Consider the following 18,841-nt stretch of genomic DNA (forward strand, 5'->3'; position numbering starts at 1 on the left):
CCCGGCTGCGTGGGCGTCATTGCGTATGGCTTGCTCCCACTTCGGTGGAGCCGGCGGATTCCTCGAGTTGGCACAATCACTAGAGGACCACCGCCCGGCCGGCTGGAAAGGGTTGTCGAAAGTTCACACATGACCCCTTCTCTGCACCTTGACCCCTTCTCTGCACCTCATATGACCCCTTCTGTTGAACTCGGTTTTGTAGCGCGCGAGGTAGATCCCGCAAACGATCACACGATCGGCAATGATGTCGGGAGTTCATCAGGTGTGAAAACGTGTTGATCCGGAAACGCTAGGATGTTCCCGTCAGATCTATGCCGGACTGGTTGTTGATCGTCTGTGCTGCGTTTCCTCCTACCGCGGCTGCCGTCGTGGGCTGGTGGCACTTGTATTTTGCACGGCGTGACAAGCGGATTGCAGAGGAGCGTCAGGCGAAGGCGGAAAAGGAAAGGAGCGAGTGCGAGAAGGAGCTGCGGGAGATTAGGCGCCGATCTCTGCAGAACGCTCCATACTTCACGCTCTCCGAAACTGTTCTCGCCAGGATCGAGTATCGCCCCAAGCCAACCCGAGTGAGCTTTCTTCTCACAACGAGCGGTAACGTCTTGACGGCGTTCCGAGAGGAAGTGACCTCCGATATGCCAGACGGAACGGACGTGTGCCTTCTTGTCGAAAATCGCGGCGCCGATGGTCTTGAGGTTAGCGCGAATATAGACGGGCGAGAGCTGACGATCTTTCGGGCGCTGAATCAGGATAACGAGCACATCCACATCTTCCGCTATGTGTTCGCTACGGTGCTCCGGAGCCAGACCCAGAAGATCAGCATCAGCTTCCTCGGGCCGAGTGGCGTCCGCGACGTTCACACGTATGAGACGAAGCACGGTGTCCGATTCCTTCGCAGGATCGATCCCGCCTAGGGCGAACGCCAACACGCGGCCATCGTAATTATGGATATCGTAGAAACGATCGGTTGGTTTTTCGGAGAGGCAGCAGAAGACGTCACGTCTTGACTCTTGACCGGTCGGATCCGGGCCGGCGGGAGGCGCCGTCGTGGTCGGACTGCCGTCAGAGTTTTTCTGACTGGCGGGCAGGCGAAGCGGGCGGCGACGCGCGATACCAGGTCTGCGGGCGATTGGGGTTGGGACCGGGGTCGGCGTGACGGACCTGCAGCACGGTGCCGCTAATGGCACCGGCGGCGCAGCGCTCGATGCGGTTGTCGAACAGCCACGCTGGGAAGGCGCCCGGTCCGTTGTCATACGCATTGAAGGCGATGCCGTGCTGCGCGCAGTCACGTATCGTGTTGCCGATGACGCGCCCGCCCATCGTGGACAGCTTGATACCGTTGGCCCAGCGCCCGAACCGCACGTCGAAGATTTCGTTTCGCTCGATCCAGACATCGGGATCCTCGCCGGGCCGGTAGCTGCGGTCCGCCGCTTCGCAACTGACCGCCGCCTCGTTGTGCTGCGTGGCGGTGCCGGGCGCGAGATCGTGGACGCGATTGCCGCGGATCGTGACGTGATACACGCGGGCCTTGAGGTTGATCGCCTCGGAGTTCCCGGTGCGGGCGATGTCGTTGCCCTCGATCCAGACGTGCTCGACGCTTTCGAACGGTGGCTGGCCCATGCCGATGTAGATGCCCTCCGCCCACTGTGGCTGCGTGTGTCCGCTGTCGTAGATCCGGCAGTCCCGGATGTCGATGTGTCGCGACTGGCCGCGGATGTGGATCGCTTCCTGGCCGATGTCGTGGATGTGCAGGTTGACCAGGATCAGGTGCTCGACGCTCGTGCTATAGATCGGCTGGTTCGTGCGCGTCAGCGTGAGCCCGTCCAAGACAACATAGCTGGTGTTCGTGATCTTCGCCAAGTAGCCGGTGTAGCCCTGGCCGCGGAGCACGGGGCGGGCGCCAGGCGCGGGCCTGATCACCAAGGGGCGCTCGGCGGTGAAATGCCGGCCCTCGAGGGTGAAGCCGGCGTAGGGGCCGTTGCCCAGCAGGAGCACGTCGCCGCCCTGCGCCGCGTCGATTCTCGCCTGAAGATTGTCCATGTCGCCGACGACGATCTCCGCCGCTGTCAGTGCGGTGGTCGCGCCGAACGTGGCCAGCACGAGCAGCGAGTACAGCGCGAGACGACGCCGGAGTGGGGAAGCAGCGGAACAGATGGATGGGGACATGACGTGAGGCAACAGCCACCGTTTTCGCGGACCCACGGCCCGTGAGTCAACCGCCTGGCGAGTGGGGGAGCCACTCGGGCGACGGAAGACGTCACGTTTTGTCTTTTTGACTGCGGGCTACGCGTGCGCGGAAGGCCGCAACCCGTCACCGCTGCCGGGCCCTTTCGATCTCGAAACTGCGGAGCGGTAGCGTTGTGATTGGCGCACCATGGCGGTTACCCCACGCTCGTTGCTCACTTCGCTCTCCTGGTTGCGCCTGACCGGCGCGCTCGTCGCTGCGACGATTCTCGGTATCGTGGTCCGCGCCGCCGAACCCTCAACGCCCATGATCACCGACCGGCCGGACATGACTTGGTTTACCGACGCACGGCTCGGGATCTTCATCCACTGGGGCATCTACTCCGAAGGGAAGGGGAGCGAGTCCTGGGCGTTCCACGACGGTCAGATGCCTTACGACGAATACATGGCGCAGGCGAAGACCTTCACCGCCGCCAAGTATGATCCCGCGCACTGGGCCGAGCTTTTCAAGGCCGCGGGCGCACGCTACACCGTGCTCACCTCGAAGCATCACGATGGCTTCGCGCTCTGGGACACGAAACAAAGCGCGCTCAACGCGAAAGACGGCGCGCCAGCCGGTCGCGACTTGATCGGGCCTTACTGCGAGGCGATGCGCGCGCAGGGGCTGAAGGTCGGACTGTATTTCTCGCACCTCGACTGGTCGCATCCCGACTACGCGAGCGTGTTCAATGCGGCGGGCGCGAACGACCCGGCCGGGCGGAAGAACCGTTTCTCGTACCCGCAGGGTCCGGAAAATCCGGCAGCCTGGGAGCGGTTTCTTGCGTTTCACCGGGCGCAGCTACGCGAGATCACGGAACGGTTTCACCCGGATCTGCTGTGGTTCGACGGCGATTGGGAACGCTCCGCGGAGCAGTGGCGGATGAAGGAGCTGCGGGCGCAGCTGAAGTCGTGGCTGCCCGACGTGATTCTCAACAGTCGCATGCAGGGCTACGGCGACTACGCGACGCCGGAGCAGGCGCTGCCGGTGCGGCCGCCGACCGGCCCGTGGGAGCTGTGCATGACGATCAACGATTCGTGGGGCTACCAGGCGAAGGACCGGAATTTCAAAACCGTGCGGCAAATCGTCCGACTGCTCACCGAGTGCGCGTCGCAGGGTGGCAACCTGCTGCTCGACGTCGGACCGCGCAGCGACGGCACGATCACACCCGAACAGGAGCAGATTTTGCGCGCGCTGGGTCGCTGGACATCGAAGCACGCGGGGGCGCTTTACGGCACGACCGCGGGAATTCCGAAGGACTACTATTACGGACCGAGTCTGCTGAACAAAGCGCGCGATGTGCTTTATCTCGTCTGCTACGACCGGCCGGTGGACGGGCTGTATGTGAAGGGTATCCGCAACCCGGTGAAACGTGCGAGCGTGGAGGGCGGAGGGGAGCTGACGCACCGCAGGTTCATGAAGGCAGAGTGGGCGCATCAGCCGGGGATTGTGATCGTCGATTTGCCGGAGGAAGCGGCGGACCCGGACGCGACGATTGTTCGGCTGGAACTGGACGGCCCGATCGAATTGCTCGAGCCGGGCACGTGACCGGCGAGCGAGCGAACGAAACGCGCGCGCGAGCCCGTTGCTAGAGACGCGATGCCCTCGTCGCGTTTTCGCCAAACCGCGGAAGGGTTTTGAAAACGCTTATCTACGCTAAGGAACGCTAATGCGGTTTAGCGAAGATCAGCGCCGATGAGCGGTTTCTAACCTGGCGAGCATGTTTCGAGAGCGCGAACGGACGGAGAGCGAGAGAGGCGCAACGATGGCATTGGGGAAAGCCGCGGATTTGAGGCTTGCGCCGGGCGCGGCGGAGCTTTTCTTCCGATCTTCTCACGAGCGCCAACATAGCTCAGTTGGTAGAGCAATGCTTTCGTAAAGCATGGGTCGTCGGTTCAAGTCCGACTGTTGGCTCCAGTTTTCGACACCCTGCGCCATGGCGCAGGGTGTTCTGCTTTAGGCGGTAGGCGATAAGCAGTAAACACGGAGGCGATAAGCGTTAGGTTTAGGGCCGCAGTATCGTTTCGGATTCGTCTGATTCGCGTGTTTCGCGGGCTACTAGGGCCGGGGTCAGCGGCCCCGGCTACAGGAACGCGACGAGGGCCTCGCGTCTCCAGCCTGGGCGGCAGCCAAGCGCAGATGCTTACAGCTTTAGGCCACAGCTTTCGGGCCTACCGCTTACCGCTTCGCGCCTATCGCCTCTTCAATTCTCCTCGATCCGCGAATCCGGCAGTCCGCCCTGCAGCTTTCGCCGCAGCTTAAGCGCCTCGATCTCGCCGCGAAGATGCTTTTTGAACAGGCCCAGCCGCGCCGGCAGGTCCAGCGTTTCCAGCAGCTTCTGTTTTACCTCGGGCGAGTCGCACAAGCCGAACGCCGCGAGATCCACGAAGGTTTCCGGATCCTCGATGTTGCTCAGGAAAGCCGTAAATTCGGCTGGCATCGGCGCGCCCAGCTTCTGCTTCAACACCAGCAAGCGTTTGAGCTCGTGCCGCAACCGGAGCGATTCCTCGCTCGGCATCGCCAGCCCCGCGCTGGGCAGCGCGCGAACGCGCACGCGACGGTAGGGTTCGTCAGCGACGATTTGAAGAAACTCCACGCGGCAAAGCCCCTGAAGCAGCAGGTTCGACGTGCCGTCGGCGTTTTCCTGGCAGGCGCGAATCATCCCGACGCTCGCAATCAGATGCGGCGGCTCGAACTGATCGGGGTCCTCGGCGAGACGCTGGTTCAGTCCAGCAACGGCAAACAAACGGTCGCGGGCGAGGACATCCCGTAGCATCTGCCGGTAGCGGGGCTCGAAGATGTGCAGGGGCAGCAGCGCTTGGGGGAAAAGCGTGACGTCCGGCAGCGTCATCACCGGCACTTCATCGGGCACCACAATCTCCAGCTCCATGCACGAACCGTAGGGATGGCGGCGCAGACTTCAACCTACCGGAGCGGTAGGGCCAATCCCGGCGCAGGGTGAAGCGAGTTAGTAAAACAGTTTGATAGGGAATAAAACTGTTGACAGAGTTGTCGCAGGGTATGACTGGTGGGCGTCACCGCCTCGTCGTCGCCCCTCCGATCTGACCCCATCCGCCTGTCATGCTCCAGCGGCCCCCCTTCACCCGATGTGTCCGGCGCGGATTGCTTCTGGCTGGCGCGCTCATGCTGGCCACGGTCGGTAGGGCGGCGGCGAGCACGATGGCGCCCGCAACGTTCCTGATCGGCGCCGACGTCTCGGCGCTCTCCACCCTCGAGCGCCACGGCGCGGTGTATCGCGACAGCGCTGGGCCGCGGGACGCGCTGCAGATTCTCGCGGGCGAGGGTTTCAACTGCTATCGGCTGCGTCTGTTTGTGGCTCCGGACGGCAAGGGAATCGTCACCAACGATCTCGCCTACACGCTGGCGCTGGCGCGTCGCGTGAAGGCCGCTGGCGCGACGTTAATGCTCGACCTGCACTACTCCGACACGTGGGCCGACCCCGGCAAGCAGTTCAAACCCGCGGCATGGGCGGCGCTCGCGTTTGACGATCTCGAGCAACAGGTGCGGACGTACACGCGGGAAGTGTTGGAGCGGTTCGCCCGAGAAGGGCTGATGCCCGATTACGTCCAACTCGGCAACGAGATCACGAACGGGATGCTCTGGCCCGAGGGCCGGGTGGAGTTTGCCGAACGAACCAATCGCGCGGGGTGGGAGCACCTCGGCCGGCTGCTGCGCGCGGCGCATGTGGGATTGGCGGAGGCGAGCGAAGGCCGGCCGAAGCCGAAGAGCGTGCTGCACATCGAGAGTCCGCATCAACGCGAGCGCACGCTCTGGTTCTGCCGCGAGGCACGCGCGGCCAAAGTGCCCTTCGACCTGATCGGGATGAGCTACTATCCGGAATGGCACGGCGACCTCGAGACGCTCCGCGGGACGCTGGTCGCGCTCGCGACGGAGTTTCATCAGCCGATCATCGTGGCCGAGACGGCCTACCCCTGGACGTCGGATGAGCACTGGACGGGCCGGCCGAACCTGAACTGGCCGCTCACGCCCGAAGGCCAACGCCAGTTTCTGCGCGCTGTGCTGCAAGTCGTGCGCGAACTGCCCGATGGCTTGGGGCGCGGCGTGTTGTATTGGCACCCCGAATCGGTGCTCACGCCCGGCCAGCGGATTTGGCTCGGCGGTTCCTGTGCGCTGTTCGACCACGAAGGCAACGTGCTCCCGGCGGCCCGCTTTGCAGTCCCTAACCAACCCTGAGCTTCCGCGAGGCGGCTCGCCTGTCACCCCGACTACCCACCCCAACTATGAACACCACCCAGCGATGCCCGATGCAGCGGGCGCTGTGCGCGGCCCTGGCCCTGTGGCCGGCCGCTTTTGTCCAAGCTCAAGCAACCTCCGCCACACCGTCCGACGACGAACCGATTGTGCTGAGTCCGTTCGCCGTGAGCGCCGAGAAGGACGTCGGCTATCTCGCGCAAAACACCCTCGCGGGGAGCCGGCTCAATACGCGGTTGAAGGACACGGGCGCGGCGATCTCCGTGCTCACGCCGGAGTTCCTGAAGGATCTCGGGGCGACGAGCATGCAGGACGTGATCCTGTTCCAGAACAACGCGGTGCCGGACTTCGGCGACGCGGCGGCGAATTTCAATGGCAACCCGATGATCGGCGCGAGCGAATGGCAGCTGCGGATCCGCGGGCTGGCGGCGAGCTACGCGCGCAACTACTTCGCGTGGGAGGCTTCGACGGATTTCTACAACATCGAGCGGATCGACCAAGCGCGCGGACCGAACTCGATCCTGTTCGGCTTCGGTTCGGCGGGCGGCATCGTGAACAGTTCGACGAAGCAGGCATCGCTCAGCGCGCAGAAGACCGATGAGGTCTCGTTCCTCGTCGGCAGCTGGGACCGCTATCGCGGCACGGCCGACGTCAATCGCGTGCTCGTGCCGGGCAAGCTCGCGCTGCGGCTGAACCTCGTGGCGGAAAACGGCCAGACCTGGCGGCAGTTCGAGTTCGATCGTTCGCGCCGCGCGCACCTCGCGCTGAAATATCAGCCGAGCAAGACCGCGACGCTGCGCGCCGAGGCCGAGGTCGGCAAGGTGACGGAGAACGTGGCGCGACCCTGGCTGATGATCGACCAGTCGTTCCTGTGGCGGCAGGCGGGACGGCCGACGTTCTCCGGCATGTGGCCGTGGCCCACGCCGGACAGCGTCGACACCTTCTGGCCGGACCATCTCGTGCTCGCCGACGACGGCGTGGTGCGCAACTGGCTCGGTTATGCCAACGGCAACAACTCCACCGTGTCGCAGACCTGGTCGCACCTGGCGATGACGCCGGAGAACCTGGCGATCGTTCCGCGCGACTCGAATCCCGCCGGACCGGATGCGGTGCGCGAAACAAAGTATGGCACCGTGAGCGCGTTCTACGAGAACCAGGTAACGGACCGGTTCTCGTTCGAACTGGCGCTGAACCACCAGAAGATCGATTTCCTGGGCTACGATGCGGAAGGCAGCCGCGCGACGAACTATTTTGGCGGCAGCAGCGAGCTCTGGGGCGATGCCGCGGCGGATTTGCCGGGTGGCGGCGTGAACCCGCACGCAGGCGATCTCTACCTCGAGAACAACTGGACGCGGCGCGATCGCACCATCGAGACGACGCAGTTGCGCGCTACCGCGGCCTACCAGTTTGACACGGGCGACTGGGGCTCGCACCGGATCGCGGGGCTCTACGAGCACTCGTGGCGCGACTTCTACAGCCGCGAGGATGCCGAGGCGTTTCTGAACCGGCCGCTCAACGCCGACGCCGCAGAAGCCGACGTGAACCGGCTCTACCGACGGCACTATTTCACGCCCGGCGACGCGGCAGACATCCACGTCGGATCGTGGCGCACGCCGGTCGCGAACGTCGGGTGGGTGCCCACCCAATACATCGAGAACACGGAATCGAAGCAGGACACGGTGCTCGCCGCGTTGCAGAGCCGGTTCTTCAGCGATCGGCTGATTACGATTCTCGGGTTCCGTTACGACCGGATGAACTACAGCTGGGACCCCAGCGTGCGGGACGCAACGACCAAGGAATGGAAACTCGATCCGGCGAACTCGAAGTCGACCACCTTCAACGCGCACACCCTGAGCGTCGGCGCCGTTTATCACCTCACGAAGTCGGTGTCGGTTTACGGGAATCACTCGAGCAGCCGGGATATCCCGAACGTGAACATCCACGTAATCGGGGCCGAGATTCCGCCGATGCCGAAAAGCGAGGGCAACGACGCGGGCCTGAAGTTTGATTTCTTCGACGGCAAGCTCTACGCGACGGCCGGCTACTACACGACCAAGGTCGAGCACACGACCGACTGGGGCGATATCCAGACGGCGGTGACCGATCTGAACACGCGCGTTCTCGGCGCGCTCGTCGCCGGCGGCCGGATCACCGCGGGCGAGCAGGCGGCGCGGACGATCAGCGCCAACGGCTACATGGAGGACCGCGAGGCCGATGGCTGGGAGTTCTCGCTGATCGCGAATCCGACCCCGAACTGGCGGATCTCGGCAAACTTCTCGATCAACAACCTCGTCAAACAGAACTCGATGGCGGAGGTGAAAGCCTGGGCCGACGAGAACACCGCCTACTGGCGGCAGAAGGGCGGGAACGATTTCCTGCTCGGCGGCGGCGACTGGGATACGATCGGGGCGCAGATCGGCTGGCTCTACCAATACCACATCGACAACGTCGTGGCGCTCGACGGACTGCAGGCGCGCGGCGAGCGCAAATACGGCGCCAACCTCTACACGAAATACACGTTCAGCGACGGCGCCCTCAAGGGCTTCTCCGTGGGCGGCGGCGGCCGTTACCAGAGTCCGAATGTGCTCGGGTTCTACAACGACGCCGTGCGCGAAGGCACGGATCTGCTGCTCGCGGACGCCTCGATCGGTTACAGCTTCAAGACCGAGTTCCTGCTCCGCGGATCGTGGCTCGATCTGCAGCTCAATGTGAGCAACGTGTTCGACACTCGGAAGTCGCAGATCTACACGCTGGCGTGGTGGGACACCAGCTCCACCATCGCCGAGCGGATCGGACTGCAGGAGCCGCGCAAGTTCACCTGCACCGCGACGCTGCATTTCTAACCTCGTGACCGTGCCCGCAACTCCTTCCGTGGTTTGCCCGCGGCCAGACGCCGCTCGTGCCTCGCGCGGGCGGCTGGCGCGACCGGCCGCCGTCGCATGAGCACCGAGACGCGGCGCGAAACGCGGAAGGAGGACCGGGTCGGGTTCTGGGAGAAGACCTCTCTCGGCGCCGGTTACCTCGCGCTGTTCTACGGCAACGCCGGCGTGAAGAGCCTGGCGATTCCGGTCTACCAGATGGTGCTGGGCGTGAATCCCGCGCTGCTCGGGCTGGTGCTCGCCATCCCGCGGTTCTGGGACGCGCTCACGGATCCGATCGTCGGATTCATCTCCGACAACACGCACTCGCGGTTTGGCCGCCGGAAGCCGATCATCGTGATCGGCGCGATCGTGCAGGCGCTGGCGTTTGGCGCGATCTGGATGGTGCCGGCCGGCATGAGCCAGACGGCGACGATCGCGTATCTGATCGGTGCGCTGCTGCTGTTCTACACGTGCTTCTCGGTGTTCTCGGTGCCGTTGATGAGCCTGACCTACGAGATGACGCCGGACTATCAGGAGCGCACGCGAGTTGCGGCGTTCGGCGGCTTTTTTGGCAAGATCGGCGAGCTGACCTACAGCTGGGTGTTTTGGGTCGCGAACCTCGCGTTCTTCGGGTCGGTGATGTTCGGCGTGCGCACGGTGGGTTGGATCATCGCGATCGTCGTGATGGGGCTCGTCGGGATGATCCCGGGGCTGTTCGTGCGCGAGCGTTACTTCAAGAAAGCGGTGAAGCAGGAGCGCGTGCGACTCGGGCCGGCGTTTCGCGCGGCGTTCAGCAATCGCGCGTTCACGGTCCTGATCGGGCTCACGGTGTGCCAAGTCCTGGCCGGGATGCTCGCGAGCAACATCGACTATTACCTGCTCGTTTACTACATGTGCGACGGCGACATCGTCGAGGGCAGCAAATGGAAGGGCGTGCTCTCGACCGGCTACGCGGTTCTCGGCATCGGGATGATCTATCCGGTGAACTGGCTGGCGAACCGCTACGGCAAGCGCACGACGCTGAGCCTGATCTTCGGGCTCGTGCTGCTGGGCGGCGTGGGCAAGTGGTTCATCTACACGCCGGGGCATCTCTGGAAGATTCTCCTCGATCCGCTGCTGTGCGGGCCGGTGTGGACGGCGCTCAACGTGCTCACGCCCTCGATGCTCGCGGATGTCTGCGATGACGACGAACTGCGACACGGGCTGCGCCGCGAAGGCATGCTGGGCGCGCTGTTCTCCTGGATTCAAAAGACCGGCTACGCGCTGGCGTTCTTCGGCGCGGGCGTGGCCCTGAACCTCACCGGCTTCGACGCGACGCTGGGCGGGGCGCAGGCGGGCGGCACGATCCTCGGGATGCGGTTGACGCTCGCGCTCTCGACGGTGCTCTGGGCCGCGATCGCGATCGCGCTGCTGTGTTTCTATCCGCTCAGCCGCCAGCGCGCCTATGAAATCCGCGACCAACTCGAAGCGCGTCGCGGCACCGTCTGAACCGTTAACCCGCTTGCTCCTCCTCTTTCACGATGTCCATGCTCAAGCCCAACCGCGCTTCCGTCCCACCCGGGAGCCCGACGGCCAATCCTCCTGATCCCATGAAACGCCCCGAGGCTGCTCCGCGTCCCGGCAAGAAATCGACGATCTACGATCTGGCCCGACTCGCTGAAGTGTCGCCCGGCACGGTGAGTCGCGTGTTGAACAACCGCGACAAGGTGAAGCCCGAAACACGCGAGCGGGTGCTGCGCGCGGCCAAGGAACTCAACCTCAAGCCGCAGGTGTCCGTGCGCACACGGCAGATCGCGATCTTGTCGGAGCCGACGTTTACCGACCGGATCGAGGGCTATGCGGCGACCCTTGCGGCGCATCTGGCGTTTGCCTTCTCGCGGCGCAACATCGGCGTGATGCTGCCGTCGAATCCGTTCGAGCAGCTGCCGGGCAGCTTTCTCGACGGCGTGGTGGCGGTGACGTTCGACAAAGCGCTGCAGACGATGCTGCGCGAGCTCGAGACGCGGATGCCGGTGGTCTACATGGACAAGTTCGACGCCGATGCGCGGGAATACGCGGTGTGCTCGGATCATTTCAACGCGGGTTATCTGGCGGCGAAGCACTTCATCGCGCGCGGCCGGAAAGCGCCGGCGTTCTTCGCGGGCAACTCGCGGCCGTTCGTCGAGCGGTTGCGCGGGTTCAGGAAGGCGCTGGCCGAGGCGAAAGTCGCCGCGGACGAGCGGCTGCAACTGCTCGTCGGACCGGAGATCAGTCGCGCCTCGGCGATCACCCGGCTGGTGCGCGCCGGGGCCGACGCGCTGTATGTGCCGGGCACGAGCTTTCAGGCGATGGAGTGCCTGCACATCCTGACCTACGTCATGGGCCTGAAAGTGCCGCAGGACGTTTCGCTGATCGGCGGCGAGAACGAAGGAATTTCGGCGCTGCAGAATCCACCGCTGACCACGGTGGAGGAGCCGCTGAAGGAAATGGCGGAACAGGCGGTGACCATGATGGACCGGCTGACCTCGGGGGGGAAGGTGCAGCCGCGCCAGCTGACGCTGCCGGTGCGACTCATCGAACGCGACTCGGTCGCCTGAAGCTCGCGGGGCGCACCCATGCTCGAAATCGTCTCATTGGATCACGGCTGGGAATTCCGCCGACTCGAGTCGCCGGTCGCAACGGCTTGGACCGAGGTTCGGCTGCCGCACAGCCCGTTTCTCGCTGACCTCAACGGCCACGGCCACTGGCTGGGCGTGTGCGAGTATCGGCGAACGCTGCAGGTAGAACATCCCGTCGCCGGTGCGCGTTACGTCCTGGATGTCGGCGCGGCGATGCATTCGGCACGCGTGCTGATCGACGGCGTCGAGGCGGGCGCGCACGAGGGCGGCTATCTGCCGTTTGAAGTGGATCTGACGGATCACCTCGCGTCGGGCGCGGCCCGCGTGCTGACGCTCGTGCTCGACAACCGCGACAATCCGCACGTGCCGCCCGGCAAGCCGCTGCAGGACTTGGATTTTTGCTGGTTCGGCGGACTGTATCGCGACGTTGCGCTGCGGATCTATCCGCCGGTGCACCTCACGGAGGCAATCTCCGCCGGCGAAGTCGCGGGGGGCGGCGTGTTGGTGCGGACGCTCGAGCTCACCGAACGCAGCGCGCGGGTGGCGGTGAAGACGCAGGTGCGCAACGCCACGGCTGCGCCGGTGACCATGGCATTGCAGGTGGAGCTGCTGCTCGGCAATCGCATCGTGGCATCGTCGCGTAGCGGGCCGATCACCCTCGCGGCGCAGGCGGCCGAGCACCGGGAACTCGAGATCGTCGTGTCGCAGCCGCGCTGCTGGAGTCCGCGTGAGCCGGTGCTGCATCGGGTCCGCGTCACCGTGCTGGCGGACGACGGCACGGTTCTCGATCTGCGCGAGATGCGGTTTGGCATCCGGCGGATCGCGTTTTCGCGTTCGGGTGGATTTGTGATCAACGGCCAGCGGCTTCGGCTGCGCGGCACGAATCGCCACCAGGAGCATCCGTATCTCGGTTACGCCGTGCCGCCGGCGGCGCAGTATCGCGACGCGCGCCGGATCAAGGAGGCGGGGTTCGACTACGTGCGGCTCTCGCACTACCCGCAGGCGCCGGAGTTTTTGGACGCGTGCGACGAGCTCGGGATCGTGGTGATGAACTGCATCCCCGGCTGGCAGTTTCTCGGCGGCGAACGCTTCCGCGCGGCCTGCGTCGAGAACGCCCGCCAGCTCATCCGGCGCGATCGCAACCATCCGTGCGTTGTACTGTGGGAGCTGTCGTTGAACGAGACCGAGATGGACGAGCCGTTCATGGCGCAGCTTCACGCCGTCGGCCACGAGGAATTGCCTGGCGACCAGATGTTCACCTGCGGCTGGATCGACGGCTACGACGTTTTCATCCATTCGCGCCAGCACGGAAAGATCCACCAGTGGCGCAACGGCGACAAGGCGCTCGTCGTGGCGGAATACGGTGACTGGGAATATTACGCCGCGAATGAGGGCTTCGACCAGAATACGGGCGCTGGCGTGCACGCGGCGTGGAGCAACAGCCGGCAATTTCGCGCCAACGGTGAACGCGGACTCCGCCAGCAGGCGTGGAATCACGTGGTCGCGCTGAACGACACCTTGACGTCGCCGGCGGTGCTGGACGGGCAGTGGGCGATGTTCGACTACGCGCGGGGCTATCATCCAGTGCGCGCGGCGTGCGGCGTGATGGACGTGTTCCGGCTGCCGAAGTTTTCCTATCATTTCTACCGCAGCCAGCGTGATGCTGACGACGTGGGATCCGGTTGGGCGGGCGGACCGACGGTGTTCATCGCCTCGCATTGGACCGCGGCATCGGAGCTTCGCGTGGTGGTCTTCAGCAACTGCGAAGAGGTCGAGCTCAGCCTGAACGGGAAGCTGCTGGGTCGCCGGCGGCCGGAGCGGACCAGCCTCACGCAAAAACTCCCTCATCCGCCGTTTGTCTTCGATCTGGCCAAGTTCGAGCCGGGAACGCTGCAGGCGACCGGCTGGATCGCAGGCCAGCGGCGGGCGGTTCACCAAGTGGCCACGACCGGCGTCGCGTCGCGGATCGAACTCGCGGTGGATGCGGCGTCGGTGCCCAGCGGGCCGACCGGACCGGACCTCGTGTTCGCGCACGCACGGATCTGCGATGCGGATGGAAATCTCTGCGTGGCCGAGACGCGTTCGGTCGAATTCCGCCTCGAGGGCGAAGGCGAGATTGTGGGGCCCCGCGTGCTGCCGGCCGAAGCCGGCGTCGCATCGGTGTTGGTCGCGCTGAATGGACAGGGCGCTGGAGTGCTGACCGCGCGCGGCGAGCGCCTGGATGCGGTGCGGCGGGAACTCGTCGTTCGGAGCGGGGGCGAGGCTCGCCAGTCAGCTGCCGTGCGGCGCACGAGTTGAGACGTGCGCCAGTGCGTTGACGCGGTCGGCGAGCGCCTGGCACACAGTGAGACAGCCTGGCTCGATTTGGCTGGGCTGGAGTTCGCCGGCGGAACAGTCGAAAGTTTTCTAACTGCGGATTTACAGCGAGTTGGCTAGCATGACCGGGCTGGGGCACATCGCTTGCTCACTAAGGGGCCATGAGCCGAATTTTAGGAATCGATTTAGGCACCACGAACTCGTGTATGGCGATTATGGAGGGCGGCGAGCCGGTGGTGATTCCCAATGCGGAGGGCGCCCGGACGACCCCGTCAGTCGTGGCATTCACGAAAACGGGTGAGCGTCTCGTCGGTCAGGCGGCGAAGCGGCAGGCCGTCACCAACCCCCGCAACACCGTATTTTCCTCGAAACGTTTGATCGGTCGCCGCTTCACCGAGGTGAAGGAAGAGGCGTCGCACATGCCGTTCAAGGTCGTCGAAGGCAAGAACGGCGACGCCTACATCGAGGTGCAGGTGGGCGACAAGACCGAGCAGTTCGCGCCACAGCAGATCTCGGCGTTCGTGCTGGCGAAGATGAAGGCCGATGCCGAGGCCTACCTCGGTGAGAAGATCACGCAGGCCGTGATCACCGTGCCGGCGTATTTCAACGATTCGCAGCGTCAGGCCACGAAGGACGCCGGCAAGATCGCCGGGCTCGAGGTGCTGCGCATCATCAACGAGCCGACCGCGGCCTCACTGGCCTACGGCCTCGACAAGAAGAAGGACGAGAAGATCGCGGTGTTCGATCTCGGTGGCGGTACGTTCGACATCTCCGTCCTCGAAATCGGCGACGGCGTGTTCGAGGTGAAGGCCACGAATGGCGACACGCACCTCGGCGGTGACAACTGGGACGAGGCATTGATCACGTGGCTCGTCGACACCTTCAAGAAGGACAACGGTATCGACCTGCGCAAGGACCCGATGGCGCTGCAACGCCTGAAGGAAGAGGCTGAGAAGGCGAAGATCGCGCTGTCGTCCACGCAGTCGGTCGACATCAACCTGCCGTTCATCACGGCGGACGCGACCGGCCCGAAGCACCTCAACGTGCAGCTCACGCGCGCGAAGATGGAGCAGATCTGTGACCATCTTTTCGAGCGCTGCATCCCGCCGTTCAAGAGCTGCCTCAAGGACGCGGATCTTACGCCGGGCCAGATCGACGAGCTCGTGCTCGTTGGTGGCATGACGCGTATGCCGAGGGTGGTCGAGATCGCGCGGCAGCTCGGCGGCAAACAGCCGCACCAAGGCGTGAATCCTGACGAGGTTGTCGCCGTTGGCGCGGCCATCCAGGGTGGCGTGCTCAAGGGCGAGGTTCGCGACGTGTTGCTGCTCGACGTGACGCCGTTGACGCTCGGCATCGAGACGGCGGGTCAGGTGGCCACCGCGATGATTCCGCGCAACACGACGATCCCGAGCAAGAAGACCCAGATCTTTTCAACTTACAGCGACAATCAGCCCGGCGTGGAAATCGTCGTGCTGCAGGGCGAGCGTCCGATGTCGCGCGACAACAAGGTGCTCGGCACCTTCAAGCTCGACGGCATTCCGCCGGCTCCGCGCGGCACGCCGCAGATCGAAGTCACGTTCGACATCGACGCGAACGGCATCCTGCACGTCTCCGCGAAGGATCTCGGCACCGGCAAGGACCAGAAGATCACGATCCAAGGTTCGTCCGGCCTCTCGAAGGATGAGGTCGAGAAGATGACCAAGGAAGCCGAGCTGCACGCCGAGGAAGACCGCAAGCGCAAGGAGTCGGTCGAGACGAAGAATCAGCTCGATTCGACGATCTACCAGCTCGAGAAGACGCTCAAGGAGGCCGGCGACAAGCTGCCCTCCGACAAGAAGTCCAAGATCGAGTCGGCGATCGCCGACGCGAAGAAGGATCTCGAGAGCGCCGACACCGCGCGCATGAAGTCGGCGATGGAAAAACTCACCGCGCTGGGCGGCGAACTCTACGCGGAGGCGCAGAAAGCCGCGCAGGCGGCCGGCGCTGCCGCAGGTCCGGGCGAGGCGGCCGGTGGCGGCGAAAGCAGCAGCCACGGCAAGAAGACCGAGAAGAAGGCCGACGTCGTCGATGCCGACTTCGAGGTCGTCGACGACGACAAGAAGAAGTAACTTTCAACCTTTGCGCCCGTTCGCGACGTTTCGCGAGCGGGCGCCTTGCGCACAACCATACCAGACACCTCTAGACAGAGAAAAATCCAACCACATATGGCTAACGTCAAAATCAAGCCCATCGGCGATCGCGTGCTCGTCCAGCACATCGAAGAAAAAGAGCAGGTCCGGGGAGGCATCATCATCCCGGACAGCGCCAAAGAGAAGCCGCAGGAGGCCAAGGTTATCGCCCTCGGCACCGGCAAGAAAGGCGAGGACGGCAAGGTCACGCCCTTCGAGGTGAAAGTCGGCGACCGCGTGCTCATCAGCAAATACGGCGGCACCGAAGTGAAACTCGACGAGAAGAAATACACGCTCGTGCGCGAGGACGACATCCTCGGCGTGATCGAGTGAGGCCCGGCGATTGCGCGGTCCCCCCGTTTCTCAAACCCAAAAACTCTCAACTAAGACACAATGGCTGCTAAACAACTCCTGTTCGACGAGTCTGCTCGTCAGAAAATCCTTCGCGGCGTCGAGCTGCTCTCGCGCGCGGTGAAGGTCACCCTCGGCCCCAAGGGCCGCAACGTCGTCATCGACAAGAAATTTGGTTCACCGACCGTCACCAAGGACGGCGTGACCGTCGCCAAGGAGGTCGAGCTGCCCGATCCCTACGAGAACATGGGCGCGCAGATGGTGAAGGAAGTCGCTTCCAAGACGAGCAACGCCGCCGGTGACGGCACCACCACCGCCACCGTGCTCGCGGAGGCCATCTACAAGGAAGGCCTGAAGAACGTCACGGCCGGCTCGAACCCGGTTTACCTGAAGCGCGGCATCGACAAGGCTGTCGAGGCCGCCGTCACCGAGCTCGCGCGCGTTTCCAAGAAGGTCAACGACCGCGAGGAAATCCGCCAGGTCGCGACCGTGTCGGCCAACTGGGACGAGACGATCGGCAACATCATTGCCGACGCGATGGACAAGGTGGGCAAGGACGGCACGATCACCGTCGAGGAAGCGAAGTCGATCGAGACGACGCTCGACGTGGTCGAGGGCATGCAGTTCGACAAGGGCTACCTGTCGCCGTATTTCGCCACCAACGCGGAAGCGCAGGAAGCGATCCTCGAGGACGCGTACGTTTTGATCCACGAGAAGAAGATCAGCTCGCTGCAGGACCTCCTGCCGCTGCTGCAGACCGTGGCCAAGAGCGGCAAGCCGCTGCTCGTCATCGCTGAGGAAGTCGAAGGCGAAGCGCTCGCCGCCCTCGTGGTGAACAAGATCCGTGGCACGCTGAACGTGTGTGCGGTGAAGGCTCCTGGCTTCGGCGATCGCCGCAAGGCGATGCTCGAGGACATCGCGGTCCTCACCGGCGGCCGCTGCATCACCGAGGATCTCGGCATCAAGCTCGAGAACGTCCAGGTCAGCGACCTCGGTCGCGCCAAGCGCATCACCGTCGACAAGGAGAACACCACGATCGTCGAGGGTGCGGGCAAGAGCTCCGACATCCAGGGCCGCGTGAAGCAGATCCGTCGTCAGATCGACGAGACCACGTCCGACTACGATCGCGAGAAGCTCCAGGAACGCCTGGCGAAGCTCGCCGGTGGCGTGGCCGTGATCAATGTCGGCGCCGCGACCGAGACCGAGATGAAGGAAAAGAAGGCTCGCGTCGAAGACGCGCTGCACGCCACGCGTGCGGCCGTCGAGGAAGGCATCGTCGCAGGCGGTGGCGTGGCGCTCCTGCGCTGCGTCAAGGTCATCGACGCGCTGCAGCTCGAGGGCGACGAGAAGATCGGTTCGCAAATCGTCCGTCGTGCGGTTGAGCACCCGATCCGGATGCTCTGCCAGAACGCCGGCGTCGAAGGCGCGGTTGTCGTGGGCGAGATTCTCTCGAACAAGGGCAACTACGGCTACAACGTTGCGACCGACAAGTACGAGGATCTGGTCAAGGCCGGTGTCGTCGACCCGACGAAGGTCACGCGCACCGCGCTGCAGAACGCCGCGTCCGTCGCCGGCCTGTTGCTCACGACCGAGTGCATGATCACTGAGATTCCGGAGAAAGAAAAGGCTCCGGCGGGTGGTCCTGGCGCCGGCGGCATGGGCGGAATGGATTACTAAAGAGCTGGAGTGGCCGGGGTCGCCTCCTTCGCTGAAGCTGCGAAGGGCAGGCCAACCTCGGCCTACAAACGCGACGAGGGCGTCGCGTCCCCAAGTTCAACCTCACTTCAAGGCGCGCTCTTCGGAGCGCGCCTTTTTTTTGGGGGTGCGGGATCTCCTGATCCCGCCGAATGGAGCGCTTGCGTGGAAGCGCAGCCGCCCCCGGCCGCGACGGAGGAAAATCCGAAGCACGAATGTCGAAATTCGAAGGAAGCGCGAAATCCGGATTCTCCCAACGGCCGCCGAACTCGATGTGCCCCTGGGAGCGCGGGCATCTTGCCCGCTCATTTGGATCGGCAAGACGGAGACGTTTGTGCTGGAGCCGCGACGCCCTCGTCGCGGCCTGACGCGGCGGGGGCGCCGCGGCTCCAAGTGCGTTGC

The 18,841-nt window shown here is 64.3% G+C and carries 12 protein-coding genes and 1 tRNA gene; 11 read left to right on the forward strand and 2 right to left on the reverse strand.

Features of this window, described 5'->3' with window-relative positions:
- Nucleotides 1-311: 311 nt before the first annotated feature.
- Complete coding sequence (locus OTER_RS10330; protein ID WP_012374863.1) at nucleotides 312-911, forward strand: hypothetical protein; 600 nt, start codon at nucleotides 312-314, stop codon at nucleotides 909-911.
- Nucleotides 912-1,059: 148 nt separating this feature from the next.
- On the opposite strand, the gene OTER_RS10335 is transcribed toward OTER_RS10330, so the two are convergent.
- Nucleotides 1,060-2,163, reverse strand: a complete 1,104-nt coding sequence (locus tag OTER_RS10335; protein ID WP_012374864.1) for a right-handed parallel beta-helix repeat-containing protein — start codon at nucleotides 2,161-2,163, stop codon at nucleotides 1,060-1,062.
- Between the two features lie 208 nt (nucleotides 2,164-2,371).
- Here OTER_RS10335 and OTER_RS10340 point away from each other — a divergent pair, with 208 nt between their 5' ends.
- Nucleotides 2,372-3,766: an alpha-L-fucosidase gene (locus tag OTER_RS10340; RefSeq protein ID WP_012374865.1), complete on the forward strand. Its 1,395-nt coding sequence runs from the start codon at nucleotides 2,372-2,374 to the stop codon at nucleotides 3,764-3,766.
- Between the two features lie 293 nt (nucleotides 3,767-4,059).
- Nucleotides 4,060-4,135, forward strand: a tRNA-Thr gene (locus tag OTER_RS10345).
- A 286-nt stretch (nucleotides 4,136-4,421) separates the two neighbouring features.
- Here the strand turns inward: OTER_RS10345 and OTER_RS10350 are convergent.
- Nucleotides 4,422-5,108, reverse strand: coding sequence for an LON peptidase substrate-binding domain-containing protein (locus OTER_RS10350; RefSeq protein WP_012374866.1), 687 nt, complete (start codon nucleotides 5,106-5,108; stop codon nucleotides 4,422-4,424).
- Between the two features lie 254 nt (nucleotides 5,109-5,362).
- On the opposite strand from OTER_RS10350, the gene OTER_RS10355 reads away from it, so the two are divergent.
- The 8 genes from OTER_RS10355 to groL all read left to right on the forward strand — a co-directional run bounded on the left by OTER_RS10355 (nucleotide 5,363) and on the right by groL (nucleotide 18,421).
- On the forward strand, nucleotides 5,363-6,433 hold the full coding sequence (locus OTER_RS10355) for a glycoside hydrolase family 53 protein (protein ID WP_052300358.1): 1,071 nt from the start codon (nucleotides 5,363-5,365) through the stop codon (nucleotides 6,431-6,433).
- A 47-nt stretch (nucleotides 6,434-6,480) separates the two neighbouring features.
- Nucleotides 6,481-9,294, forward strand: coding sequence for a TonB-dependent siderophore receptor (locus OTER_RS10360; RefSeq protein ID WP_148218078.1), 2,814 nt, complete (start codon nucleotides 6,481-6,483; stop codon nucleotides 9,292-9,294).
- Between the two features lie 96 nt (nucleotides 9,295-9,390).
- The gene (locus OTER_RS10365; RefSeq protein ID WP_012374869.1) at nucleotides 9,391-10,800 is read left to right on the forward strand and encodes an MFS transporter; all 1,410 of its coding nucleotides are present in this window, start codon (nucleotides 9,391-9,393) and stop codon (nucleotides 10,798-10,800) included.
- Nucleotides 10,801-10,901: 101 nt separating this feature from the next.
- Nucleotides 10,902-11,888 carry a LacI family DNA-binding transcriptional regulator gene (locus OTER_RS10370; RefSeq protein ID WP_012374870.1) on the forward strand — a complete coding sequence of 329 codons (987 nt, stop codon included), beginning with the start codon at nucleotides 10,902-10,904 and terminating at the stop codon, nucleotides 11,886-11,888.
- Between the two features lie 18 nt (nucleotides 11,889-11,906).
- A complete protein-coding gene (locus tag OTER_RS10375) occupies nucleotides 11,907-14,207 on the forward strand; it encodes a glycoside hydrolase family 2 TIM barrel-domain containing protein (RefSeq protein WP_012374871.1) in 2,301 nt (766 codons plus the stop codon).
- A gap of 179 nt (nucleotides 14,208-14,386) precedes the next feature.
- Entirely contained in the window at nucleotides 14,387-16,333 is a 1,947-nt protein-coding gene (gene dnaK / locus OTER_RS10380) for a molecular chaperone DnaK (protein WP_044891695.1), read from the forward strand.
- Nucleotides 16,334-16,429: 96 nt separating this feature from the next.
- A complete protein-coding gene (locus OTER_RS10385; protein WP_012374873.1) occupies nucleotides 16,430-16,726 on the forward strand; it encodes a co-chaperone GroES in 297 nt (98 codons plus the stop codon).
- A gap of 60 nt (nucleotides 16,727-16,786) precedes the next feature.
- Nucleotides 16,787-18,421 carry a chaperonin GroEL gene (gene groL, locus OTER_RS10390; RefSeq protein WP_012374874.1) on the forward strand — a complete coding sequence of 545 codons (1,635 nt, stop codon included), beginning with the start codon at nucleotides 16,787-16,789 and terminating at the stop codon, nucleotides 18,419-18,421.
- The last annotated feature ends 420 nt before the right edge of the window (nucleotides 18,422-18,841 follow it).

Source organism: Opitutus terrae PB90-1, assembly GCF_000019965.1.
Lineage (GTDB): Bacteria > Verrucomicrobiota > Verrucomicrobiia > Opitutales > Opitutaceae > Opitutus > Opitutus terrae.

Coding starts and splice junctions, on each gene's coding strand:
- OTER_RS10330 (WP_012374863.1), top strand. CDS start 312: ATGCCGGACTGGTTGTTGATCGTCTGTGCTGCGTTTCCTCCTACCGCG.
- OTER_RS10335 (WP_012374864.1), bottom strand. CDS start 2,163: ATGTCCCCATCCATCTGTTCCGCTGCTTCCCCACTCCGGCGTCGTCTC.
- OTER_RS10340 (WP_012374865.1), top strand. CDS start 2,372: ATGGCGGTTACCCCACGCTCGTTGCTCACTTCGCTCTCCTGGTTGCGC.
- OTER_RS10350 (WP_012374866.1), bottom strand. CDS start 5,108: ATGGAGCTGGAGATTGTGGTGCCCGATGAAGTGCCGGTGATGACGCTG.
- OTER_RS10355 (WP_052300358.1), top strand. CDS start 5,363: ATGCTGGCCACGGTCGGTAGGGCGGCGGCGAGCACGATGGCGCCCGCA.
- OTER_RS10360 (WP_148218078.1), top strand. CDS start 6,481: ATGAACACCACCCAGCGATGCCCGATGCAGCGGGCGCTGTGCGCGGCC.
- OTER_RS10365 (WP_012374869.1), top strand. CDS start 9,391: ATGAGCACCGAGACGCGGCGCGAAACGCGGAAGGAGGACCGGGTCGGG.
- OTER_RS10370 (WP_012374870.1), top strand. CDS start 10,902: ATGAAACGCCCCGAGGCTGCTCCGCGTCCCGGCAAGAAATCGACGATC.
- OTER_RS10375 (WP_012374871.1), top strand. CDS start 11,907: ATGCTCGAAATCGTCTCATTGGATCACGGCTGGGAATTCCGCCGACTC.
- dnaK (WP_044891695.1), top strand. CDS start 14,387: ATGAGCCGAATTTTAGGAATCGATTTAGGCACCACGAACTCGTGTATG.
- OTER_RS10385 (WP_012374873.1), top strand. CDS start 16,430: ATGGCTAACGTCAAAATCAAGCCCATCGGCGATCGCGTGCTCGTCCAG.
- groL (WP_012374874.1), top strand. CDS start 16,787: ATGGCTGCTAAACAACTCCTGTTCGACGAGTCTGCTCGTCAGAAAATC.